Annotated in this window: 24 protein-coding genes; 6 read left to right on the forward strand and 18 right to left on the reverse strand. The window is 53.5% G+C overall.

Annotated elements, in window-relative coordinates:
• Positions 1–21: 21 nt before the first annotated feature.
• The 4 genes from modC to PsAD13_RS24615 form a co-directional block, all read right to left on the reverse strand.
• Positions 22–1089 carry a molybdenum ABC transporter ATP-binding protein gene (modC, locus tag PsAD13_RS24600; RefSeq protein ID WP_063319752.1) on the reverse strand — a complete coding sequence of 356 codons (1068 nt, stop codon included), beginning with the start codon at positions 1087–1089 and terminating at the stop codon, positions 22–24.
• Positions 1082–1786 (reverse strand): molybdate ABC transporter permease subunit, encoded by a 705-nt coding sequence (modB, locus tag PsAD13_RS24605; RefSeq protein WP_063308292.1) that lies wholly within the window; start codon positions 1784–1786, stop codon positions 1082–1084. Before modB ends, modC begins: the two co-directional genes overlap by 8 nt.
• Positions 1783–2568, reverse strand: a complete 786-nt coding sequence (modA, locus tag PsAD13_RS24610) for a molybdate ABC transporter substrate-binding protein (protein ID WP_063319753.1) — start codon at positions 2566–2568, stop codon at positions 1783–1785. The genes modB and modA overlap by 4 nt, the downstream gene beginning before the upstream one ends.
• Before the next feature lie 167 nt (positions 2569–2735).
• Positions 2736–3200: an SRPBCC family protein gene (locus tag PsAD13_RS24615; protein ID WP_208986919.1), complete on the reverse strand. Its 465-nt coding sequence runs from the start codon at positions 3198–3200 to the stop codon at positions 2736–2738.
• A 104-nt stretch (positions 3201–3304) separates the two neighbouring features.
• On the opposite strand from PsAD13_RS24615, the gene PsAD13_RS24620 reads away from it, so the two are divergent.
• Positions 3305–3991, forward strand: a complete 687-nt coding sequence (locus PsAD13_RS24620) for a YafY family protein (RefSeq protein WP_063319755.1) — start codon at positions 3305–3307, stop codon at positions 3989–3991.
• Between the two features lie 7 nt (positions 3992–3998).
• Here the strand turns inward: PsAD13_RS24620 and PsAD13_RS24625 are convergent, their stop codons facing one another.
• Complete coding sequence (locus PsAD13_RS24625; RefSeq protein WP_063319756.1) at positions 3999–4895, reverse strand: NAD(P)/FAD-dependent oxidoreductase; 897 nt, start codon at positions 4893–4895, stop codon at positions 3999–4001.
• 168 nt (positions 4896–5063) lie between these two features.
• On the reverse strand, positions 5064–5552 hold the full coding sequence (locus PsAD13_RS24630) for a RidA family protein (protein WP_063319772.1): 489 nt from the start codon (positions 5550–5552) through the stop codon (positions 5064–5066).
• Between the two features lie 144 nt (positions 5553–5696).
• Between PsAD13_RS24630 and PsAD13_RS24635 the strand changes: the two genes are divergently transcribed.
• Positions 5697–6383: a YafY family protein gene (locus PsAD13_RS24635; protein WP_063319757.1), complete on the forward strand. Its 687-nt coding sequence runs from the start codon at positions 5697–5699 to the stop codon at positions 6381–6383.
• 128 nt (positions 6384–6511) lie between these two features.
• Here the strand turns inward: PsAD13_RS24635 and PsAD13_RS24640 are convergent, their stop codons facing one another.
• The 5 genes from PsAD13_RS24640 to PsAD13_RS24660 form a co-directional block, all read right to left on the reverse strand.
• Positions 6512–7150, reverse strand: coding sequence for a VOC family protein (locus tag PsAD13_RS24640; protein WP_063319758.1), 639 nt, complete (start codon positions 7148–7150; stop codon positions 6512–6514).
• Between the two features lie 29 nt (positions 7151–7179).
• The gene (locus tag PsAD13_RS24645) at positions 7180–8790 is read right to left on the reverse strand and encodes a GMC family oxidoreductase N-terminal domain-containing protein (RefSeq protein ID WP_063319759.1); all 1611 of its coding nucleotides are present in this window, start codon (positions 8788–8790) and stop codon (positions 7180–7182) included.
• A gap of 83 nt (positions 8791–8873) precedes the next feature.
• On the reverse strand, positions 8874–9341 hold the full coding sequence (locus PsAD13_RS24650) for a DUF1203 domain-containing protein (protein ID WP_063319760.1): 468 nt from the start codon (positions 9339–9341) through the stop codon (positions 8874–8876).
• An 85-nt stretch (positions 9342–9426) separates the two neighbouring features.
• A complete protein-coding gene (locus PsAD13_RS24655; protein WP_063291814.1) occupies positions 9427–10209 on the reverse strand; it encodes a tellurite resistance TerB family protein in 783 nt (260 codons plus the stop codon).
• A gap of 134 nt (positions 10210–10343) precedes the next feature.
• The gene (locus PsAD13_RS24660; RefSeq protein ID WP_008551672.1) at positions 10344–10811 is read right to left on the reverse strand and encodes an Lrp/AsnC family transcriptional regulator; all 468 of its coding nucleotides are present in this window, start codon (positions 10809–10811) and stop codon (positions 10344–10346) included.
• Positions 10812–11044: 233 nt separating this feature from the next.
• On the opposite strand from PsAD13_RS24660, the gene hppD reads away from it, so the two are divergent.
• The gene (gene hppD / locus PsAD13_RS24665) at positions 11045–12157 is read left to right on the forward strand and encodes a 4-hydroxyphenylpyruvate dioxygenase (protein ID WP_063319761.1); all 1113 of its coding nucleotides are present in this window, start codon (positions 11045–11047) and stop codon (positions 12155–12157) included.
• A gap of 236 nt (positions 12158–12393) precedes the next feature.
• Here the strand turns inward: hppD and PsAD13_RS24670 are convergent, their stop codons facing one another.
• Both PsAD13_RS24670 and PsAD13_RS24675 read right to left on the reverse strand, forming a co-directional pair.
• Positions 12394–12984 carry a hypothetical protein gene (locus tag PsAD13_RS24670; RefSeq protein WP_063319762.1) on the reverse strand — a complete coding sequence of 197 codons (591 nt, stop codon included), beginning with the start codon at positions 12982–12984 and terminating at the stop codon, positions 12394–12396.
• A gap of 268 nt (positions 12985–13252) precedes the next feature.
• Positions 13253–14521 carry an SLC13 family permease gene (locus tag PsAD13_RS24675; RefSeq protein WP_063319763.1) on the reverse strand — a complete coding sequence of 423 codons (1269 nt, stop codon included), beginning with the start codon at positions 14519–14521 and terminating at the stop codon, positions 13253–13255.
• Between the two features lie 129 nt (positions 14522–14650).
• Here PsAD13_RS24675 and PsAD13_RS24680 point away from each other — a divergent pair, with 129 nt between their 5' ends.
• Together PsAD13_RS24680 and PsAD13_RS24685 are read left to right on the forward strand one after the other, a co-directional pair.
• Positions 14651–15889 carry an MFS transporter gene (locus PsAD13_RS24680; RefSeq protein ID WP_063290400.1) on the forward strand — a complete coding sequence of 413 codons (1239 nt, stop codon included), beginning with the start codon at positions 14651–14653 and terminating at the stop codon, positions 15887–15889.
• Between the two features lie 198 nt (positions 15890–16087).
• Positions 16088–17296, forward strand: a complete 1209-nt coding sequence (locus PsAD13_RS24685; protein WP_063319764.1) for an ROK family protein — start codon at positions 16088–16090, stop codon at positions 17294–17296.
• Between the two features lie 203 nt (positions 17297–17499).
• Here the strand turns inward: PsAD13_RS24685 and PsAD13_RS24690 are convergent, their stop codons facing one another.
• From PsAD13_RS24690 to PsAD13_RS24700, 3 genes are read right to left on the reverse strand one after another with little or no spacing between them, the layout of a single operon-like run.
• A complete protein-coding gene (locus PsAD13_RS24690) occupies positions 17500–18066 on the reverse strand; it encodes a biotin transporter BioY (RefSeq protein ID WP_084404815.1) in 567 nt (188 codons plus the stop codon).
• Positions 18067–18071: 5 nt separating this feature from the next.
• On the reverse strand, positions 18072–18689 hold the full coding sequence (locus PsAD13_RS24695; protein ID WP_063290403.1) for an energy-coupling factor transporter transmembrane protein EcfT: 618 nt from the start codon (positions 18687–18689) through the stop codon (positions 18072–18074).
• Positions 18686–19417, reverse strand: a complete 732-nt coding sequence (locus PsAD13_RS24700; RefSeq protein ID WP_063291824.1) for an ABC transporter ATP-binding protein — start codon at positions 19415–19417, stop codon at positions 18686–18688. The genes PsAD13_RS24695 and PsAD13_RS24700 overlap by 4 nt, the downstream gene beginning before the upstream one ends.
• Positions 19418–19974: 557 nt before the next feature.
• On the opposite strand from PsAD13_RS24700, the gene PsAD13_RS28540 reads away from it, so the two are divergent.
• Positions 19975–21606, forward strand: coding sequence for a tetratricopeptide repeat protein (locus PsAD13_RS28540; protein ID WP_063319766.1), 1632 nt, complete (start codon positions 19975–19977; stop codon positions 21604–21606).
• Between the two features lie 663 nt (positions 21607–22269).
• On the opposite strand, the gene PsAD13_RS24710 is transcribed toward PsAD13_RS28540, so the two are convergent.
• Positions 22270–22791, reverse strand: coding sequence for a hypothetical protein (locus PsAD13_RS24710; protein WP_063319767.1), 522 nt, complete (start codon positions 22789–22791; stop codon positions 22270–22272).
• Between the two features lie 551 nt (positions 22792–23342).
• Positions 23343–23717 (reverse strand): MmcQ/YjbR family DNA-binding protein, encoded by a 375-nt coding sequence (locus PsAD13_RS24715; RefSeq protein WP_063291828.1) that lies wholly within the window; start codon positions 23715–23717, stop codon positions 23343–23345.
• Positions 23718–24576 lie beyond the last annotated feature (859 nt).

A 24576-nucleotide genomic window follows, 5' to 3' on the forward strand; every position in this document is an offset into this window, starting at 1 on the left:
TACGGTGTAACCCGTGTTCGTTCACTGGTCTAGCGCAACACTTTTGATCAAAGCAAATACCTGTTGTCCGGCAGCCAACTGCAACTCATGCACAGAATGGCGTGTCAGCCGCGCCCGCAAATGCTGCTCTCCAACACGGCAGTCCACCTCGGCATATGGGCCGGAGGTCTCCGTAATGCCTTCAATCACGACAGAAAGTACATTGCGGATGGAAGCTTCATCTGGCGTTTTACGCGCAAGAGCAACATCCTTGGCCTTGATGCGAACACGCGCATCCTGCCCCACCTGGCCGAGCAACCCCGGAAGTTGCAGAGTCTGCCCTTCTAAACCAAACTCGGTGATCTGCCATTGCTCATCATAATGGTTCAGCGTGGCAAACAGCAGCGAGCCAGCATCCGGCCCGCTTGCCAGTTGAGGTAGTTCCAGATTGCTCAGCATCTGCGCAATCGGTCCATGCGCAACCACTTTACCTGCATCCAGCAACACCAGCGTATCCGCCAGTTGTTCAATCTCACCCAGGCTATGGCTCACATACAGCATAGGAATGCCGAACTCGTTCTTCAGCTTAAGAAGATACGGCAGGATCTCCGCTTTACGCGAAGCATCCAGCGAGGCCAGCGGCTCATCCAGCACAAGCAGCTGCGGATTGGATAACAACGCCCGCCCAATCGCCACCCGCTGCTTTTCACCGCCGGAAAGCCCATGAGGCCGCCGCTTCAGCAAATGAGCAATCCCCAGCAGCTCTGCAATTTCACCCAGACTGACAGCAGACTTACGCCCCGCTGCCCATTGGCTATAGAGCAGGTTCCGCTCCACATTCATATGCGGAAACAGGAGGGAATCCTGAAACACCATGCCCACACCGCGCTGCTGAATTGGCATGTTGATGGAAGCTGCCCGATCAAACACAACACGCTCGCCCAGCGCAATGCGTCCACTATCCGGCGCGCTCAAGCCCGCAATCATGCGGATCAACGAGGACTTGCCAGCACCGGACTTGCCGAAGATCGCCGTTATCCCACTGTTCACCGCAAACTTGGCGGAAAGCGAGAAATCACCCAACCGGCTGGCAACATCAACCTCAATCATGTTGACCTCCCAACTTGCGGGAAAGCCGCCGCGAGATCACCTCGGAAAACACCAAAGCACCGATGGAAACCACAACCGCAATCACAGTCAGACGGATAGCCCCCGCATCACCGGAAAGGCTCTGCATCTCGGTATAAAGCGCAAGTGACAGCGTCCGTGTCTCTCCGGGAATGTTGGAAACAAACGTAATCGTCGCCCCAAATTCACCCATCGCCTTGGCAAACCCGAGGATCGCACCGCTCAGAATACCCGGCAGTGCCAGCGGCAGCGTAATCAGCAGAAAGGTTTTGAGCCGAGACGTACCCAGCGAATGCGCCGCTTCTTCCAGCTGGCCATCTGACAGCTCAAAGGAAAGCTTTACCGGACGGATGATCAGCGGAAACGCCATGATCCCAGCCGCCAGCGCGGCCCCTGTCCAGCGGAAGGCAAACACAATGCCGAAAACATCCGCAAAAAAGCTGCCCAGCATGCCTTGCCGCCCAAACAGCACCAGCAGCACATAACCTGTCACCACAGGCGGCAGCACAATCGGCAAATGCACCAAGGCATTCACCAGCGTATAACCGGGAAACTTCCAGCGCGCGAGAGCATAGCCGAGCAGAACCGCAGGCGGCAGCGCAATCGCAATTGCAAGGCTCGCAACCTGCAGCGACAGCTGGATAGCTGCCCATTCTGCATCCGTCAGATAAAAGCTCAATCGCCGCTCACTTTGAAACCATGAGCCTGAAAGATCTTGCGCCCCTCAGCACTCTTCAAAAACGCCATGAACTCTCCGCTACTCTTGGAGTGCGCTAAGGTCAAGGCTCCCGGAATCACAATAGCACGATGACTGTCCTGCGGTATTTCCGCAAGCACCCGCACACCTTGCTCCACTTTTGCGTCAGAAGAATACACCAGCGCCAAAGGCACTTCCCCCCGCGCAGCAGCAGCCAGAGCAATGCGTACATTCTCCATTGGCGCCACACGCTGAGCAACACTCTCCCACAAACCAAGATTAATCAGCGCCTCTTTGCCATAGCGCCCGGCAGGCACTGTCTCCGGCTCCCCCATCGCCAAACGCCCATCCGTTAACGCGGCTTGCAACGCTTGCGGCTTCAGCTCAACAGCTTCTGAAGCCAGCGCTTCAGAACCAACCAGCACAAGCCCGTTGGATGCCAGCTCCACAACGCTGTCATCCACCAGCACACCATTCTTCACGGCATACGCCATCCACGCATCATCTGCTGTCACCAGCAAATCAGCAGGCGCACCGGCAACAACATGGCGTGTAATGGTCTGCGACCCACCAAAGGAAAACTCGGTCTTGGTGTTGTGGGTCTGATCAAACTGCGCACCGGCATCTTCCAACACATCTTTCAGGCTGGAAGCTGCAAACACCAGAATACGCTCCGGCTCCTGCGCAAACGATGCAGCCCCGCCGCCAACAACCAGCGCGAGGCTTACAACAGCAGCAGAAAGAAAACGCCAGAAACCAGTCACAGCCAGAATACTCCATTTCGCGAGTCCGGCTTGAACTATAAGGACCTAACCCACCCGAACCACTGACTCATATCAAGGCCCACGTGGGTTTCGTCAAGCATCTTTCTTTCTGAAGCGTATCCCGAGAAACTGGAATTCGGTTTCTAAAATATGATACGCTCAATGCTTTACGCCGCGATTGCACGGGGGGATTTCACCTTCTCGGCAAGTCCTTTCAGGTTGCCATCAATAACCTTACCCGTCCCGCTTTTCACGAGCGTTTGGCCCAACAACCACCCCAACGCCCCGTACTTCATGCGATACTCCAGATACCAGATGATCTGTGATTTCCCACCGGCATAAGGCTTGATGCAAATCTCTGCTTGCGCTTCTTTCAGCGGTAAAGCTTCCATAGAAGAGAGACGCACCCGCATTCTGTGATTAGGCTCCCATTCCATCACTTCCTCATCGATGAAGGTGCCATTCTCAAAGTGGCAACGCCGCGCAGAACCAACGCCATCAGCCCCTTCGGTCAACGCCTCAACAGACTTCACAAGGGGGGCAAACTCATCAAGGTCCATGTACCGGCCAATCACATTCCAAATAGCTTCCGGGCTGGCATCAATCACCATCGTTCTTTCGCAGCGTATCATCGGTTTCTCCTCAGTCATCTCAAACATCTTGCTTGGTGCTGAACCATTGATACAGTGGCGCTGCTGACACCATTATGGCAGCAGCATGACAGCAGGAGCCCACAATGCGTCGTACGGACCGCCTTTTCCACATCATCCAGATTTTGCGGTCAAGCCGGTCTCCAGTGACGGGGCGTGCTCTTGCAGACGAACTCGAAATCTCTCTACGCACGTTGTACCGTGACATGGCAGAGCTCATGGCCCAGCGGGTGCCTATCACCGGAGAAGCCGGAACCGGCTATGTGCTGGATGATGGCTACGACATGCCACCTTTGATGCTGACAGCAGATGAGTTGGAAGCAGCCGCTCTTGGAGCCGCATGGGTCGCAACACAAGCAGACCCAGCCCTTGCGCGCTCTGCAAGAGATTTAGTGGCCAAACTATCTGCTGCCGTACCACCAGAGCTGCGCCCGATTATTTTGGATGCTGGCCTCAAACCCATCGCAACAACACCAGCCGCCATTGAGCGGTTCGATGGTGTCATCCTGCGGCGTGCTATTCGAGACCGCACCAAGCTGCAACTCACCTATAAGGATGGTAGCGACAAACCAACCACGCGCATCATCTGGCCTCTGCTCATCGCCTACCTGAACAAAGCCCGTTACATCGTCGCCTGGTGCGAAACCAGAGAGGATTACAGGCACTTCCGAACAGACAGGGTTCACTCCATGGAAGTTCAACCCGACAAATACCCTGGACGCCGCAAGGCTCTCATCAAGGGCTGGGAAGAAGCAATGGCGTCAAAACACTAAGCTTCACTCAGACGCTCGACATCTGCGGATCGATCAAAGACCGGAGCACCTGCATTCCGGCCCAAACACCATCCCCAACAGCAAATGAGACGGAGTGCGGCACACGGGCGACGTCACCACAGGCAAAAACACCGCGAACGGTGGTCTCCTTGAACTCAGAGGTCACAAGCTGTTGCCCCATGGAATGGTCCTCCAACGCACAGCCAGCAGACTGAGCCAGTGAGTTGGACGGATACGTGTTGGAAACAACGAAGATGGCAGAAAACTCAAGTTTACGGCCATCCTCAAGCACAATATCGGCAGTGCCCTCAATACGACTGATCTCAGTATCGTTGAGAGTAACGCCTCTACGAAGCAGATGTGCGCGTTGCTCGTCCTCAAGTAAAGGCGCACCATTCGTGAAGAAGGTCGTTGGGCCCCATTCCGGCATAATCTCAGCCTGATGCAGTGAGACGGGATTAAAGGCAATCACAGCGATTGGCTCATTGTTCAACTCATAACCATAGCAATACGGGCAATGCAAAACCGACTTGCCCCACCGCTCTGCCAAACCCGGAATATCGGGCAGTTCATCACGAACTCCCGTTGCAAGCAAAATACGATGTGCGGTGAAAGCCTCGCCTTTGTCCGTGCGCACGCAAAACGCACCAATCTCACCAGAGAACTCCTGAACCGTTCCGTGATGCCAGCTCAGATTAGGATAAGCCTCAAGCTGCTGCTGCGCCTGTCTCCAAATCTCATCAGGCGGCACACCATCTTGCCCAAGAAAGCCATAGGCATGCTCAGCAAATCGATTTCGCCTCTCACCAGCATCAATCACCAGAACAGACCTGCGCGCCCGCACCAGCTGCAAAGCAGCTGCCATTCCGGCATAACTCCCCCCAACCACAATCACATCATGCATGCTCAGAGACCTTTACTGCTGGCGTTCGGTTCCTCGGCTCCGGCAATGATGCCTCAACTTCTGCAAAGGCATCATTAAACGCTTCAGTTAGGGACTGCTCTGAGAGGAATAAGAGAGCTTCATCGCAGTTGCTCACGCATCCCAAAGGAAACGCGTGCCTGGCAAAAACTATGGAAGAATAACAACCGCTTCCACTTCAAACAGCATCGGGTCAATTGCCAGTTTAGGAACAGGAACCAGCGTTTGTGCCGGCAGCGTTTCTCCAAACATCTCCATGACATTCTGAGTCAGCACGCCAAGTTTCGATGGATCATGGTCCACCACATAAACGGTGAGCTTGGCAACCTGAGCTGGTGTGGCATCAAGCGCATCAAGCACTTTTTCCAAATTGGCATAAGCCTGTTTAACCTGTACTGAAAACTCTGGCGAATAAGCGCCTTTATCGTCGGCCCCACCTTGCCCGGAAACATAAGCAACCCGCACACCAGCTGGCGCAACCACGGATACGCTGTAGCCATGGGCAGACGGATCATAAAGGCTCTGGGGATTGACAATACTAAGTTTATCCGCAGTTTCAGCGGCTGAAGTGCTGGTTGAAAAACTAGTAGACATTGCGAGGATTCCTCCAATTACAAAAATATTCTTTAGGTGCGACATGCCCATCTCCATGGCCGGTTTCCTGGAACTTGATGTGTTAGCTCTGTGCTGCACCTAAATACGAAAGAGCTCCTGACAATTCTTGTCAGCATGGTTATACTTAAACTCAATCATGCGTAGACATGTTGAAACTGGAGACTGTTCGTGAGCCGCTCTGACCGCCTAATTCGCCTGATGCAAGTCTTACGGCGATTGCCCTCACCAGTGACGGCATCAAGGCTGGCTTTGGAAATGGAAGTATCAGAACGCAGCATCTACCGCGACATTCAAAGCCTTCGGTCCTCCGGCGCAATCATTGATGGGGAAGCAGGCTTTGGCTATACGCTGACAGAAGACCCCTCCTTGCCACCAATGCATTTTGAAGCCGACGAGGTAGAAGCGCTGGCCCTTGGCCTGCATACCGTCGCCAAACTCGGCAACATAGAATTCACGTATGCAGCACAAAATGCTTTGGTGAAGTTGGAAGCAAGCCTTCCGCAAAGCATGCGCCAGCGATTGCGGCATGCAACCGTCGGCAGCCACATCTTGCGCAACACGCCCACATCCGAGGCAGACTTCCCCGGCCTTCGCGAAGCAATCTGGAATGAACAGGCGGTGTCTCTGAATTATCTGGACCTGAAAGACCGCCTGTCAAAACGTAAAGTCTGGCCGCTCACCATCTACTTCTTCAGCGAAGTGCAGGCTCTGATCTCCTGGTGTTGTTTACGAGAAGATTTCCGCATGTTCCGGCTGGACCGGATCCAGTCAGTCGATTTCCTGGAAGAATCCTTCCGCCCCAAACGAGTAGGCTTGCTGCGCGATTACTTCGAGCGCGAAAAAGAATGCGAGTAACCACAGGGCCCAGTCAGACCACGTCTAAGCTGCCACCGCATTTTTCTGGTCCTCACACCTTGGTGCTGATGTGTCCCACTGCACAAAACCAATGGTGACCAAAACACCGGCAGCTTCTCTTTTGTTTGCTAACTCAGCTCTTTAACACCAGTAGACGTCTCGATTTGCGCCCGATAACGCACTTTTGGCCCATCAGTGACCAACGGTGGACGGTCTAAGGCAAATTCGTCGTAGAGCCTTTCGATCTCAGTTGGATCAGGATGCTCTACTGTCAGACTATGCAGTCGTGCACCCATATCTGGGATTTCCGACATGGAAGTTGGCACGCCCCGGTGGTCAATCAGCGAAGGCAAAGCCCCATCTAGCGGCAGGGAACCATCCTTGGGGATCGAAAATGCAAATTCAGGATCGACAAAAGGAAGCGAAACTTCATCACCAAAGATCCCAGTGTATTTGGATGAAATTCCGCCGATATCTTCCGAACTTGCGACCCAGCCCCGAAGACGTCGGCCTTCCTCCCAGTCCGCTCGCACTTTTTCCTGATCATCAAGGCCAAACCATCGTGCACGAGGCGGCTTAACTCCATTCGGATCAAGCGCGACTATCTCCAGATAAACACTCTCTCCAAGCTGGAGCCTGTGATTATGCGTCCCCATATAGGTGTGGCGCGTCCCAAACGGTACATCCAGATCAAGACAACTCCGAACATGGGACACACCCTCATTCAAGGTTGGTGCAATGACGGTTATGTGGTCAAGTTTCAACAAATCCAGACCTCTCCATTCCAGTGAACTCTCTAACAGGCAACCACCGCATTCTTCCGGTCCTCGCGGATCATATCCGATGCCTTCTCCGCAATCATAATTGTCGGAGAATTGGTGTTGCCGGAGACGATGCGAGGCATGATGGAAGCATCAACAACGCGCAGGCCCTCAACGCCTTTCACCTTCAGTCGCTCATCAACCACAGCCCCCATGGAACACGTCCCCACAGGATGGAAAATGGTGGTGCCGATGTCTCCCGCTGCAATAGCAAGGTCTTCATCACTGACGACATGCGCACCCGGCAGATACTCCTCCGGCGAAAACTCGGCCATCGCCTTGGTTTCCATGATTGTCCGTGTCAGGCGCAAACTGTCTGCCGCCACACGCCGGTCACTCTCGGCAGAAAGATAGTTTGGCTGGATCTTGGGATGTGCAATTGCATTGCCGGACCCGATATGAACACTGCCGCGAGACTCTGGCCGCAAGTTACAAGCACTCGCTGTAATCGCCGGAAATTCGTGCAGCGGATCGCCAAACTTATCCAGCGACAACGGTTGAATGTGATACTCAATATTCGGCGTTTCATAAGAACTGTCGGAGCGCGTAAACACCCCAAGCTGACTGGGCGCCATGGACATTGGACCAGACCGGCTCAGCGCATACTCAGCCGCTATCTTCGCTTTGCCAATCAACGAGTTGGCTCGCTGGTTCAGCGTAACGGTGTTTTGAACCTTGTAGATGCTGCGGATCTGCAGATGGTCCTGCAGGTTCTCGCCAACCTGAGGCTGATCCAGCACCATGTCGATGCCATGCTGGGTCAATCGCTCACCAGACCCAATGCCGGACAATTCCAGAATTTGCGGCGATCCAATGGCCCCTGCACTCAGGATAATCTCTCCTGTACAGGCAGCAGAAGTCATTTCGCCGTTCACCATCATGCAAACACCAGTCGCGCGGCGCCCGCCAAACACGAGCGCAGTCGCCTGTGCATTCGTCAGAACCTTCAGGTTTCCTCTGTTCTCAGCAGGCTTCAAAAACCCCTTGGACGTACTCCAACGCACGCCCTTACGCTGGTTCACCTGAAAATAGGAGGAGCCGAAGTTGTCACCGCCGTTGAAGTCGTCAATTTTCGGAATGCCCACTTCCTCGCAAGCATCGCGGAAACGGTCAAGGATCGGCCACGACAAACGTTGCTCTTCAACGCGCCATTCCCCGCCTTCCCCATGCACCTCGGAAGACCCTGCATAATGATCCTCTGACTTCAGGAAGTACGGCAGCACATCATCCCAGCCCCAGCCAGTCAGACCCAGCTGGCGCCAGTTGTCATAATCCTGCGCCTGTCCGCGCAGATACAGCATGCCGTTGATGGAAGAGCACCCGCCCAGCAGTTTGCCGCGCGGATAGTTCAGCTTGCGCCCGTTCAGCCCCGGTTCGGCCTCGGTCTGGAAACCCCAGTCCATACGCGGATTGCCCATGCAGTACAGATAGCCAACGGGGATATGCACCCAGGGATGTTTATCGTTCCCACCAGCTTCCAGCAGCAGCACCTTCACATCCGGGTCCTGAGAAAGTCGGTTTGCAACAACACAGCCCGCTGAGCCAGCCCCAACCACGATGTAATCCCAGGTTCCCAATGCGCGCATGCCGGCCCTCCCAAGCCCTAAGTCTCGATGCTGCCTAGGATAGAAACTGAGCGGGAGGTTTGCACTAGTAAGATATGTTTAGATCACCCACGATGAGCCACCGCCGCAAAACACCCGCGCCGCGCATAATGCATTTGAATATAAGAGACATCCGGGTTCTCAAAGAAGCTCTCCAGCATCGGTTTGATGTCAGACCCTTGCGCGATATCCGCTTCAATCATCATGTGGTTTGCATCAAACCCGCGCAGTGACAACAACCGGGAGGACAGCGACACCGGAACCTCATTCTCATAGGGCATTGCATCCACTGCATTCTCGCGCACAAAAATCGCATGGGACGCTTTGTAGGGTGTGTCATTTGGCTGGTAGGCATAGTTCAGCAAAAACACCCGCTCCCCAACCTCGGCATCATCCAGTGTGACACGGCACGGAAAGCCCGGCTTCTCATCAGCCACATACACAACCACATTACGCTCTGCCAGTTGCTCTTCGCTCAAGCCGTTCAGCGCATCAAACTCGTTGGATTTCAATCCAGAAATAAAAAAAGCCATAGGTCACTCCTCAAGTTGGGAGCAACCTATGGCCTTCCGCAAACCGTAACCACCCGATTTGCGAGCAATTCAAATATCAGCGCATTCAGGCCTGCGCTTGAGCCGCCGCAATCGCCTTGTCCAACTCCGTAACCAAACCACTATCCAGCTCCAGCCGTGCGGCAAGCATCATCAGATAGGCCTGCTCGGCAGGTAGGTTCGGGTCAATCGCAAGGCGTGATGCAGTGTAAATTTCAGCAGCCGTTTCCGGACAGGTCGCAAACGCCACCACACGGTCAATGTCCAGTGGCGCGCGCATCTCATCCAACACGAACGCTTTTTCTTCAGCACCCAGGCCCAGCTCATCCAGCTTTTCAAAGATGCGCTGCATCTCGTCACCGTCTACAGTGCCATCCGCTTTGGCCGCCTGGATCATCGCAACGATCAGCGCCATAGCAAACTCTTTGGCATCACCATTCCCTACATCCGGATCAAACGCAGTGCCAGTCGGGTCCGGCAGGGCGAGCGGTTCCGGCACAGGCACAACAGTTGCGGGAGCCGCCTGAGCCTGAGCTTGCGTCTGCGCAGAACCATGAGGCGCAGCTGCACCGCCGCCGCCATTGTTCTTACCGTCTTGCCATGTCTGGAATGCTTTGTAGGCAAGGCCACCAACCAGCGCCATGCCACCGTATTTCACGGCCTTTTTGCCAAGCTTCTTGCCCTTCTTGCTGCCAAGAAGGTATCCGGCTAATCCACCAGCAACGGCACCGCCAGCAAGTCCGCCGGCATTGTTTTTGATGTACGACTGCCCTTTGTCCAAAGCACCACGGGCCTGATTGCCACCGTTGGAACCTAAGAACTGATCAAGAAGTGCCTTGCTGTCGAACATCTGTAAACCTATCCCTTTGCTTTTGGACGTTACCCGTCAAATCTCTATGGAGATGGGAACCCGAAGTTTTCACTTCAAGATGCCCCATCCCGCAAAAACACAACCTGACAAAATTGTAATGTTTGAGAGCTTGTCTACTGCCCAAGCGGCAAGTGGTTGTCGTCCCTCAGCGTATCCATCGCGATGGAGCTGCGCACGTTCTGCACCGCCTCATGAGGCAGCAGATCATTGTTGATCACCTCACTCAAGGCCTTCAGATCTTTCACCCGGATCTTGAGCATGTAATCCATGTCCCCCGTCATGGCGTAGGCTTCCTGCACGCTGGGAATGGTGCGCACCAGATCGCGAAACAATCTGGCGTTCTCCTTGTTGTGCGTGGCCAGCGCCACCCCAACAAACGCCATCACATCCAGCCCCAGATACTCCGGCGAAAGATCCGCCTTATAGCGACGGATCACCCGCTCTTGCTCCAACCGTGTCCGCCGACGCGAAACCTGCGAGGCAGAAAGGTGAATCACCTCTCCCAACTCCTGATTGGTCTGGCTGGCGTCTTCCTGCAGCGCTGCAAGTAACTTAAGGTCAAACTGGTCTAGCTCAATCATCATTCGCACCAAATCAATATATGACGCACAATTTGTGCATATACTGCGTGATTTTACGTAAGAATGCAAACCTGTCGCGCCACAGATATTTCAGAATGGCTCTAAATTGCAGTGTATCGCCGAAAAGTGGGAACCGGTTTTCGGACAAAGATACGCAGAACGAATAGGAAGGCAGTTTTCATCGTATCAAACGATGACAAACAGCCTTCATCGCCTTGTTTGAGGAGGAACAAATGGGCCCATTTCCGCATGATGCAGGACCAGCTGAGATTACAGCAGAAAACCCTGCTGGCACCGACGGCTTCGAGTTCGTTGAATTTGCCCACCCAGAGCCGGAAAAGCTGGACGTCCTCTTCCGCCGCATGGGCTTTGCACCTGTTGCAAAGCACAAGAGCAAAAACATCACGCTCTACCGTCAGGGCGATGTGAACTACATCCTCAACGCAGAGCCGAACAGCTTCGCCTCCCGCTTCATTGACGAGCACGGCCCTTGCGCCCCGTCCATGGCATGGCGCGTTGTTGATGCACAGCAGACCTTTGAGCATGCCATCAACCGCGGGGCGGAAGCCTACACCGGCTCCGACAAAACCCTTGATGCACCCGCAATCAAAGGCATCGGCGGCTCCCTGCTCTACTTCATCGATAAGTACGGCGACAAAGGCTCTGCGTACTCAGAAGAGTTCGACTGGCTGGACGAAGCAGACCCCAAACCAACGGGCAAAAGCTTCTATTACCTCGACCACCTGACCCACAACGTCTATCGCGGCAACATGGACAAGTGGTGGACGTTCTACCGCGAGCTCTTCAACTTCAAGCAGATCCACTTCTTCGACATTGATGGCCGCATCACCGGCCTCGTCAGCCGCGCGATCACATCCCCATGTGGCAAAATCCGCATTCCGCTGAACGAGTCCAAGGACGACACCAGCCAGATCGAAGAGTACTTGCGCAAGTACAAAGGCGAAGGCATCCAGCACATCGCTGTGGGCACCGATGACATCTATGAAGCCACCGACAAGCCGGCAGAAGACGGCCTCAAGTTCATGCCTGGCCCACCACAGACCTATTACGACCGCAGCGCCGAGCGTGTGCACGGCCACACCGAGCCACTCGACCGCATGGCCAAACACGGCATCCTAATTGATGGCGAAGGCGTCATTGGCGGCGGCATGACCAAGATCCTGCTACAGATCTTCTCCAAAACCGTCATCGGCCCAATCTTCTTCGAATTCATCCAACGCAAAGGCGACGAAGGCTTCGGCGAAGGCAACTTCCGCGCCCTCTTTGAGAGCATTGAAGAAGACCAAATCCAACGCGGCGTCATAAAACACGACGCAGCAGAGTAACCAGCGGTACCCACGACTGAAAAAGACCGAAGGCTCGGGGCTTTCGGTCTTTTTGTGTTTGGGAGAACCCAAGGCAGCCAATGAACAGAGCGTAGAGGTTTGCGGATGCAGTATGGCGCTTAGTGATCAGTTGCGGACGGCCAGTGAGTGACCTTAACTGTAGGTCGATTTTGGTCAGCATGGTGCTGAGTGACCTTTGCGGACATTGCTGACCTCATGGCAAACGACCAATGGGCTCACTGATCACATTTCTCGGGAAATAATTCGCAAGCATATTTTGACTGCGGAACTCTGACAGATACGAGCACGAGCGTCCCTTTTTCAACATTACCCCAAAAATTCAGAGTAGTTTGAACGAAATCCACTCCACTGGCGTGTATTACACCTTGCGCACCGTCTCGAATGGTAGCTTGGTCTTGCTTTTTGGATGCATGGGGGCTGAATCGGCCGTTAATTCTTATGCCGTCCATTTTCTCAAGGCGGCGCCAAGTCGCGGCGGCAGACGCATGCGGTAACCCAAACACCATCAAAGTGCATGGGTTCGGATCTGCTGCATCTTTCAATGACAAGATTGCATGGCTCTGATTATCAAACCACAGTTTCCAACCTGCAAAGCTATTTCCCAACGCTGTTTCCAGCTGCTTTATGCTGGCCTCGTCCATTGGCGAAAGGTCGGCAACGTTCGCCGCTTCATAGTTGACCAATGAATCTACACATTTTGCTTTGAAAAGCGTCGTGATTTTTTCGGATCGGTCATCATTTGGTTGGGCTAAGACCACAGTTATTACAGCCGAAAAACAGAAAAAAAGAACAAGACTTCTATACATTTTTTCGTCCTAAAGGAAATTCAATTTAAATGAGTAAGCGGCGAACGCAAGGGGAGAAAGCCTCTAAATGATCCTGATTTTCCTAAACCCCACGCAATCACGCGCCGAGATGAGGTCACCAGACAGAGACTGCAATCTCATCCCCAAAACTGGATCAACCTTTGATTGAGCCGCTCGAGTGCCCGGTATTGCCCCTCCAAGCTAGCTTTGGCTTTCTTCTAATCTGAGTTATCGCACTCGTGGTGAAAGTCCGCTTTGTCTCCAAAACTCACCCCGCACCCAGCCACGTCAGCGCCCAAATCCACCCGTAGCTCACCACCACACAAAACGCCGTAATCGGGAGCATCCACCAGCAGAATTGCCAGAAGGTGAAGGGGGTGGCGCCGAATTTCTCAGCTTGCTGGACCACGATGACGTTGCTGGCAGCGGAGATGATGAAGAGGTTTCCGGCCACGGTGGAGATGGTGGAGAGCATCATGAAGGTGCCGGTGCTGCCGCCATCCAGCAGCTTCAGGTAAAGCTCCACCACCGGCACGTTGGAAAACAGCTGGCTGGCCCAAAAGCTCACCACAGCGGTTATCGTCAGGTCTGCCAGCTCTCCCTGCAAGGAGCCAAGCAGATATTGCAGGGAGCCGGATTGGTAGAGCGAGCCAGTGACGATGAACATGGCCACAAAGAAGATCAGCGTCGCCCAGTCCACCTCCTTGAACACCCGCAGGCGCTCATCTCCTGCCAGATAGATCGGCAGGCAGGACAGCAGCCCAACCCAGCCAAACGGCAGCGGACCAAGGTGAAAGTACGTCCGCCCCAAACTATCGCCTGTTATGATGCCCACCAGCAGCACAACAGAAACCATCGCAGGCCATTGCCGCCGGCTCACCTCAACCGCTTCTGCCTGCGTTTCTACGTCATCAGAGACCAACGCACTCTCGTCCGATCCATTCTTCTTCACCAGCCGGTGGAAGCGGAAGAACACAGCCACAAGGCAGATCACACCGGGCACCAGAGCCCACACAATGAACGTCGCCAGCATATTCTGAAAATTAGCAGCATTCACCACCAGAATGTTCTGCGGATTGCCAACGGGTGAAACCATGGAACCAACCGTCACCGCGGCACACAGTGTCACCAAAACCACCGCCAGTTTCCACTTGAAGGCACGGCTCAGGATAATAGCAATGGGCACCCCAATCACCGCTGCCGCATCATTGGTCAGCACCGCTGCACAAATCGCCGAGGCCACAATGAACCACAGCAGCACGACGCCAGCGTTGGCCCGCTTCAGCAGCATATCCGCAATTTCCTGCGAAAGGCCGGTGTCATACAGCGACGAGGCAATGCTGAACAGGGCAAACAGATAGAAGATCAGCTGCCAGTCCACCGCATGAAACGCGGCCACAGGCCTGATCTCCCCCAGCACCAACAGCACAATCGCGCCCGCCAGCATGATGTGCCAGATCCGCACCTTGGGCGGAAGCCACTGGCGCACGGCAATTCCGAGGAAAATGAGGGCGGAAACAGCAAGAGAAACCGACATGCCCCACCGTAGCCACCGTGGTTTGACAGCAGCTTAACCGCCACTTCGACAATAGACCAAAATCCTTGGGGGCTTGGAGAGAACTCTCACCTATTCTCAACGCAGATCACGCAACAGTCCAGGGTCTCCATGAAACTCAACAAGGCAATGCTTTCGACGAACTTCTTCGCCGGCGATGTCGTGGGTGGAATTGGACCTTATCTTGCAATCTACCTGCTCACGGGCCTGCAATGGTCCCCCGGCAACATCGGCATGGTCCTCGCCATTGGCTCGCTGACAACCGTCGCCTTGCAAACACCAGCTGGCGCCTTCATCGACAGCACCCGCAAAAAACGTCTACTCCTCGCCTCTTGCGCCTTGCTCATCGGCTTCGCAACCATCTCAATCCTGCTGTTCTCGCAGTATCCTGCCGTGATTTACATCGCGCAGATCTTCATGGGCATTGCCGTCGCCTTTGTCGGCCCCTGCATCGCCGCCATAACTTTGGGCATATCAGGACCAGACCACTTCACTGTGCAAATGGGCGCCAATCAGGCCGCTAACCATTCCGGCAATGTGTTTGCCGCCATTCTGGGCGCAGGTCTCGCACTGTGGATCTCGGCAGAAGGCGTATTCTGGCTTGTTGCCCTCATGGCCGTCGGCATGGCAATCAGCATCGGCATGGTCAGCGGCTCGGCCATCAACCACAACGCAGCACGAGGCGGCTTGCACCACACTCCCAACGATGGCGATGAACCGTCTACCGTCAGCACTATCCTGGCAGACAAACGCCTGCTCACACTGGTGCTCTGCGTGTTCATGTTCCATTTCGCCAATGCAGCTATGCTGCCACTGGTCGGGCAGAAGCTCTCGGTAAATTCCAACGTCAACATTGGGGTCGCCTTCGCGGCAACCTGCATCGTCGTGGCACAGTTCTGGATGACAATCATGTCCATCATCTGCGCTGCCAGAGCTGACATATGGGGCCGCAAGCCGCTCTTCCTGCTCGCCTTCTTCATTCTGCCCATTCGCGGCATGCTGTTCATGTGGCTGGAAGATCCCGTTGCACTCATCTCCGTGCAATCACTGGATGGCATCGCCAACGGCATCTTTGGCGTTATTATCCTGCTCATCGCTGCGGATCTGACCCGAGGCACAGGCCGCTTCAATCTGGTGCAAGGCGCCCTCGCCGCCGTGGTTGGCATTGGTTCGGCTGCATCCAACCTGCTTGCTGAAGAAATCGTCCAGTTTTTCGGCTATTCTCCCGCCTTCATCACCCTTGCGGTTCTGGCCTTCATTGGCGGCACAATGTACCTGTTCCTGATGCCAGAAACATTGCCAGCTCAAACAGATGAAGATGACGGAACAGCACCTCAACAAACGAGCTAGGACTTACGATTAGGTCACCTCAACTTTCGGGTGAAAACGCTGATTTATACGATTACTCTCTTTATTTACTGGTCCTCAAATACTTATGCTTATCTCGCAGATAAAAGAATGCGCTAGAAAACAAATGTTCAGGGCCTAAGGCGTGAATACAAATGAACGCGGACATGTTTTGAACACACAGTGCAGGCCAGTACTCGAATGATCGAAAAAGCCAGTAGAGAGCAGGTTCGTCGCCAAAACCGGTTCGTGGTGTTGTCCACGTTGCGGCGTCATACCACTCTGGCCCGTGTTGACCTTGGCCGGCTAACAGGTCTTTCTCTAGCCGCCGTCACCTCCATCACTGCAGATCTGAAAGATCGCGGCCTGATCACAGAGGTGGAAGAACAGCCCAGTCCGGATGCCAACACCCGTGGCCGCCCGCGCACCTATCTGCGTCTGCGTGATGATGTCGCCCATGTGGTCACGGTCAAACTCTCGGTAGACCGTGTTTCGCTTGCTCTGGTGGACTATACCGGCCACCAGCATGCCGAAGCCAAGTTCATGGTGGAATCCTCCGATATGGGCGGTGAAGCATTCATCACCCTGCTCGCCCGCCACATTAAAGCGCTGATGAAAACACAGCCGCTTCGCGCCCGCAGCGTCATGGAAATCACCGTGGCAACGCAAGGCATCGTTGGCAAACGCAACGGCTCCATCATCTGGTCACCCACCATTGCAGAACGACAGGTGGAACTCACTGCCAAGCTCTCCAAGACCCTCGGCATCACCTGCACGCTTTACAACGACACCAACATGATCGCCGAAGCCCTGCACCGGCAGGACGCTGAGAAATACAGCGGCAATTTTGTCGTGGTGTATATCGACCGCGGCGTTGGCATGGGCATCTTCATCAAAAACGCGCTCTACCGTGGCGAAACCGGAGCCGCAGCTGAATACGGCCACTCACCTTTCACGCCAGAAGGAGCTGCGTGCAGATGTGGCAAGAAGGGCTGTCTGGAAGCCTACATCGCCGACTACGCGCTCTACCGTGAAGCCCAGAAGCTTCCCAAGGAAACCTCTCCCTCCGCCATGTTCTACGGGCCGGAGTACATTCAGAACCTACGCGCAAGAGCCCGCATAGGTGAAGCGCAGGCACAAAAGGTCTTCACAGATGCAGGCTTTGCATTGGGCGTCAGCCTCGCCCGCACCATTTCCTTGCTGGACCCAAGCCGCATCGTCCTCACTGGCAAGGCCATGCAAGCCTACGACCTCTTCAAGCACGGCATGAACAAAGGGCTGGAAAGCGGCCTGCTGGCACCTCTGCTGGATTCAGTAAACCTTGAAGTGCTGCCATGGGACGAAGATTTCATCCTCCAGGGCCTCCTCATCAAAGCCTTGAAGCATCTGGATGAAGCGCTGATCCATTAGAGCGTGTTCCCGAAAAGTGGTTCCGGTTTTCGGATAAGAATACGCGCAAAATTAAAGAGTTAGAGCTTGGTGCGTGAATGCATATGAACGCAACATGCTCTAAGGCGTACTCCAGCACAGTGGCTCCGGTTTTCGGATAAGAGTACGCACGAAAAAAGCCGGCCCCAAAGGAACCGGCTTTCTCAAAACTCGCTTGAGCTCGCTTAGTTGCGTGACAGCATTGCAGAAGGCAAACCGCGTGCAATTGTGTGCGCGACAACAGCAGCTAGAGCAACCTTGATCAGATCACCCGGAAGAAACGGCAAGCTGCCAACCATGATGGCTTTCTCCATGGTCATACCAGCTTTGTAAGCCAGCACCGGCACACCAAGCGCATGCACCACAACAATGCCGCCAATCACGCCGGAAACAACCGCACCAAACACGACGTTCATGTTGCGCATGGCTTTCATGATCGCCCCAACAACAATCGCACCAACAAAGTATCCTGCCAGATAGCCAGCTGTCGCGCCATAAAACACGCCAATGCCACCACGGCCACCAGCCAGAAACGGCAGGCCAAGCGCCACCAGAAACAGCAGCAAAGCAACAGCAAGCCCACCACGCACCGGACCAAGCATCATGCCAGCCAGCATCACACCAAGCGACTGTGCAGTAATTGGAATTCCGCCAGCAAGACCCAGCTCAATCTTGGGCACCAAACCCAGAGCAGCAATCAGCGCCGCATAAAATGCAATCTGAACAAGAGAACGATCGCTAGACATAGTCATCCTATCTATTTCTTATCACGGTCAAAGCCGTCAGCCCCGCCTCGGGCTGTCAAAGCTTCGGCAACATGATCTGTCATTTTAATCGCGTGTAACGCAAATGGGGCAAGCAAGCGCCAGCTGTTGGCGTGGGCTGTTCTGGCTTTATACGCTTCTTGCAGCGACGCATAAACCGCCAGCAGCACCGGAACAAACCGGATAACCAAAGCTACTGCCAGCGAGACGCGCCTTGGGGAGATGCCAAACACACGCAGAGGCCGGAACAACGGTTCCACCGCATCCATCAAGGCCTCCATATGCGTTGTTATACTAATAAAGTTGGCAAGGAGCACCATCGCCAATAGACGCAACACAGCAATGATGCCCTGCTCAATATCGCCTAAAAACACATGCACCAGAAAGATGATCCCCATCATCCAGAGCAGCGGGCGAACCACCTTCACCTTCTCCAGCCCCCGCCGGCCAAGCGTCGCATAAAGCGCCACCACAAACACCAGCAGTGCAGCAGAGAACCAAAGCGTATTGAACGGGATGATCAGCAGGCTCAGCACAAACAAAAAGATCAGCTTCACTCTGGCAGGAAGCTTATGCGCCCAACTGTTGCCCGCCATGTAAAGGGAGATCATGCGCGCGCTACCCCTTCAAAGTGAAGGTCCGCGCCAGAAAGCTCATGCGCCTGATAAGCTGCCAACACATCCGCAGGCACACCAAACTGCTTGAGCTTGCCGTCTTCAATCCAGAGCACTTTGTCATAGTCACTCAGCGCATCCAGCTCATGGCTGACAAAGAGGATCTGCTGATCCAGCTTCTCCAGCTTCCGTCGCAGTGCCACTCGTGTCCGCAAATCCAGACTGGAAAACGGCTCATCCAGCACCAACAATTTCGGCTCCATGATGAGCACCGCCAAAATACAGATCAGCTGCTTTTGACCTTCAGAAAGTTCGTGAACCGGACGCTCTCCCAGCTGCTCAATGCCATGGTCTCTCAACAGCGCAAGGCTCTGCACCTTTGCATCTGCTTTGCCCACTCCAATCTGGCGCAAGCCAAAGCTCAGCTCTTCCAGAGCGGTCGGAAAAATCAGCTGATGATCCGGGTTCTGGAACACAAACCCAGTCACCCGTGCCAGCTTCTTGGCCCCTTCCTCAGCAGAAACACCATGAACCAGCAAAGAGCCTGCACTCACCGGCAGCAAACCATTCAGGCTGCGCACAAGCGTAGACTTACCAGACCCGTTCCGACCAATAATCCCAACCCGCTGATCCGGCAGCGCAACACTCAGATCACTGATGATCGTCGATCCGCTCCGTTCAATGGACACATGGTCAAAATTGATTGTTTTTGAAGTGTCGTTCACGCCGCAATATCACCTGCCAAAGGAGTTGCACTCCTATACACAATGCAGCATGCCAACACCACGGAAATCTAAGAGATCAGGGCTGACCATCACTGCTCGACAAGCCTAGTCCTATGTGTCATGTCCGCAACCTTTTCAGCAAATCAACAGCTCAGAGGCATTGCCATGCCAGCAGAGCAGCCCACCAATGCCCTTGTTGCCAACCATAGTGCCCGAAACGCAGATCAATTGAAAACGACGCAGATGCCGGTCTGGATGCCTACCGGAACCTGTTTCCATCTCCTGTATTTGAGGGAGAGGAATAAGCTCTCAAACTCAATAATAAAATTTCATACTGACGAGGGCTTAAACGCGGACAAAGCGGTCAATCGCAGCTAGTGCGCTGATGCGATATCAGGTTGCATGCTATATTGCTCGTATTGGAGTTCAATTGAAGAACATGCAGGAAATCATAACTCTGAGGTTTCCTGCGTCAGCCATGTCCCGCTCCCGCCAATAAGCCACAATTGAAATGGAAGCTGAGAATGATTACTTTGCTCCGAATCTGGGAGTGAATTATGCCACTGCAATTTTTTAAAGCGTCATTGCGCGTTATCGTTATTTTGGGGCCATGCCTTTTTCTTCTTCCTGCCTTCAGTTCTGAACATCAGGGTATTGTTAAGTCCGCTCAGGATGGTGACCCAGTTGCACAAAATAAGCTAGGCGAAATGCACGAAGACGGCCTTGGCGTTCAACAGGACGATATGGAAGCGCTGAAGTGGTACCGCCGTGCCGCAGAACAGGGTTTTGCTGATGCACAGTATAATCTCGGGTTGATGTATGCCGAAGGTCGAGGTGTACCGCAGGATGATGGCGAAGCGGTTAAGTGGACCCGTCTTGCCGTAGAGCAGGGTCATGCTAGTGCGCAAAATACTCTCGGATTTATGTACGACTACGGTCAGGGCGTACCGCAGGATGATGACGAAGCGGTCAAATGGTTCCGGCGGGCTGCTGTGCAGGGCGATGCGGAAGCGCAAAATAATTTAGCTGCAAAATATGCCAAGGGGGAGGGCTTGCCGCAGGATGATGGTAAAGCCGTCCAATGGTACAGACAGGCTGCAGATCAAGGCCTTCCTGAAGCACAGTTTAATCTTGGGTCTATATATGCCAACGGAAAGGGCGTACCACAAAATCATGACGAGGCGGTCAAGTGGACTCGTCTGGCCGCAGATCAGAACCACTCTTATGCGCAACTTTTTCTTGGGTTAATGTATTCCAATGGCTTGGGCGTGCTGCGGAACGATGAGGAAGCGATAAAGTGGTATAGAAAGGCTGCTGATCAGGGCGTCGCTGATGCGCAATCTATTCTCGGAATGATGTATGCCGAAGGTTTGGGCGTGGCGCAGGATTATGGCGAGGCGGTTAAGTGGACCCGCCTAGCCGTAGATCAGGGTCTTGCTGATGCGCAATTTTTTCTCGGGTTTATGTATGTCGAAGGCCTGGGCGTGCCGCAGGATTATGGCGAGGCAGTTAAGTGGACCCGCTTTGCCGCAGATCAGGGTTTTGCTGATGCGCAGTATAATCTCGGTGCGATGTATGCCGAAGGCTTAGGCGTGCCACAAGATCTAGGCGAAGCATTTAAGTGGTACCGTCTTGCCGTAGATCAGGGTATTGCTGATGCACAATATAATCTCGGTGTGATGTATGCCGAAGGCTTGGGCGTGCCGCAAGATGATGGCGAGGCAGTTAAGTGGACCCGCTTTGCCGCAGATCAGGGTTTTGCTGATGCGCAGTATAATCTCGGTGCGATGTATGCCGAAGGCTTAGGCGTGCCACAAGATCTAGGCGAAGCGGTCAGATGGACTCGCCTGGCCGCTAGGCAGGGCATTGGGGAAGCGCAAAATAATCTTGCGTCAATATATGCCAATGGGGAGGGCTTGCCGCAGGATGATGGCAAGGCAGTTGAGTGGGCCCGCCTTGCCGCAGATCAAGGCATTGCTGATGCGCAGTATAATCTCGGGTTGATGTATGCTGAAGGTCGAGGTATCCCACAAGACTATATAAATGCATATGTCTGGTTTGCTGTAGCACAGGCGAATGGGATGAAGATCTCAGAGCAGGCCATAGAGAAGATTGCAAATAACCTTACATTGCAACAAATCTCTCAAGCAAAACGCAAAGTTGCAGAACGTCTTAGAGCACAGAGATAGGTATAGTAAATCTACAATATTATTATGTGAGCTATAACGAGCTACCCATACTGCACCTGCAAATGGGCACCAGCATTTTGCAGCTTTATGAATGTCCACAAAGGGCTCAAAAAGTCATACCTCATAATTTCTTATGCCTTTGAGGCCTCTCTGAGCAATATCAGCAATTGATCTCGGCTGCGGGGAAGGCAACAACACCCACAAGCTGGCAAGAGCAGGTGCTCACATGTCTGGCGCTGATCTTTCAAAGAACATGATCGCCATGCAATTGCCGAGGAGCAAAAGCCCCATTAGACATTACCTACGCAACCAACTCCTTCAGCTCCAACACTGGCTTTCCTAGCGAAGAGACGAGGGAAGAGAGGCGACAGATCTGGTTGTCTCCAAGTGCTTGGACCAAAGACACGTCGAAGATCAATGGAGCTTCGCACGGCGTGGACACCAGTCAGAGATCCAGCGCTTCAGCGTACCCAGATTCCCTTACGCCTTGAGCGATTATCTAAATCCCATCATCAAGGCAGGTCTTCAAATCAAAGAGATTCTGGGCCCCGAACCAACAGAGGATGCGATCCAACAGGTGCCACGCTTCCACCGTTAGAAAGATCTCTCTGCTTTCTTCCTGATGGTCAAAGCCACCAAGCCCGAAATCGCATAATCTAAAAGCTAGGTCAGCACATCCCGCAGGGAAGCAAGCCAGCCCTTAATATCTGCGGACACTTTCGCTTGATCCAGATTTTCAAAGGCACCCCAGCTCCAGCCGTTCTCAGGGCACAGCTCATCCAAAAATGCATGCAGCTCTTTTTGCTTAGCATCTGGCAAAGGCAAGTTGGCTGCATGCCTCAGCAACAACACCTGCTCCTGAAGCCGCAGAAACACCCAGAAGGCTTCCATCATGGGCCGCAACAAATGCGGCTGCCTCTGCCATGTGTTCCCTGAAAACAGATCCTGCGTGACAATCGGCCCAGCTCCATGACAGTGAAACTGAACACAGCCCTTGTACCCGGTCGTCGCCAGATCAGAATGGATCTTGCAGGTCCCACAGCTCTCAAGATTTCGGCAAGGCTCACCAGCAGCTTTATCAAACGGGAAAACACTCGCCTTATCAAAGGCAAGCGCCACACAGCACAGTGCAGCACACTTCTCGCAGTCAGCTTTCAGCCGATCATCAAGTTGGTTCAGATCCATAGCGTCTTATTGGCACAAAACACAAGCCAGCGAAAGCAATCTCAAGTTTCGGGCGGATAAGGAGTGTCTCGCAATAGCGCGCTCCACTTGCTTGGCTTCAGTCAAATGACAAGGAGGCGCCTAACACAATGCCCGGAAGCGTGGCATCTGATGCTTCATATATGCAGCACCGAGCACCGAGCACCGAGCACCGAGCACCGAGCACCGAGCACGAATGATCGCTATACTCTGCAAAGACAAGCTTATGAGTAAAGAAAGATCCTCAGAGGGGGATAACTTTTATATGCGGATGCCAGCGTAACATCTGGAAAAGCGGGCATAAAAAATAGGGCAAATTCCACGGGGTAAACATATGCCCGCTAGGTGGTTCTATGATAGAACCTCCCCCGTTCAAAATTAAATGCGCGCGGTGCAAAAGCCAGACACCAAACCACTCAATAAGAACCACGAGCAACGCACATTTCGCGCAAATAACGCAAATCTGCACAAAAGAACGCAAACCTTAAAATCAGCACGATCAGTTATTCAGAGCCCCACGTGATCAGACACACTTAAGCTGCAACAAACCCAATCTCTTTCTGCAACTTCTTGGTCAGCTTCCTCGCAATAATGCTATGCGCCTTGCGAACATAATCCTTGATGTCTTCATCAGCCATCGCCTGCGCAGTCTCAATCTGAACCCACTTCGCCCGAGCCAGATAAGGCGCCGGAATTATGCCCTCCTGTTCCGTCAGAATCTGATAGGAAAGCTCTGAACACTTAAAGCTGATCTTGATCCCTTTCATCTCAGGACGGTCCTCTCCCCAGTTAGAGCAAATCGCAAAGATCTTCCCTCCAACCTTCCAAACCGAAGCATTCCCCCACTGAATGACATTGCTCGTCCCAACCAATGACTTGCAATAATTATCAAATTCATCCCGCGTCAATGTAGTCTCTCCCTAGCAATCAAAAAAAGGCATCAAACACAGCCGATAATTGCAACGAAGATAACACAATCAAAATCCAATTCGGTACCCGTTCAACTAACTTTCAGATTTGGCTACCGATAAAGAGCACCCATCACACACGCTCACTCTTATTAACCCAAGGTAGCGCAAGAATAGTTCCATCTCTTTTGTAGTCAGCAAACAGCGTAGAGCAGTTACGGGTGCTATCCCACCTATCTCATCCTGGCGCAGAATGCGCCCTCCGCATTACCTTCGAATGCGCAGCAATCACGGCACAATTTCGTGTGCAAATACCGCCAACAAACGCAAAAGGGAGCGCAGGGTCGTTCCGACTGCAGCTGAACACATCCACCTGGCGAAGGGCATCAGTTAACAACCGCCGCCTCTCGTTCACTTATCACCATTTTGGTTGGGGCAGGGAGATGTGCCCTTCCCACAGGCTCACTCCCCTTCTCATTGAGATACATGGGCGGCTGCAGCGTTTGTCTCATCACAGCATTTGTAGGCAATACGTTTCCATCCCTTGAAGTCGTTGCTTTGGTTTCGCTGAGGCAAACTTTAGGCTGTATATTCAGGGATAAGGGAGTGCTTTGGTTCTGGGCGGTTTGGAGCTTTGCTCGCAGTGTTTTCAGCACGTTCATTCAGGACAGCCTAATTCCAAAACGCAAAAAACCCCCATGCGTTATGCATTGGGGGCTTTTGTCTGATATGTTGTTCTGTTTTATTTTGTAGAGATTTGTCGGTGTGGATTATTCATGCCCGGCGGCGCCCTACTCTCCCGCGTCTTAAGACGAAGTACCATTGGCGCAGGGGCGTTTCACTTCCGAGTTCGGGATGG

The organism is Pseudovibrio sp. Ad13 (genome assembly GCF_001623225.1).
Lineage (GTDB): Bacteria > Pseudomonadota > Alphaproteobacteria > Rhizobiales > Stappiaceae > Pseudovibrio.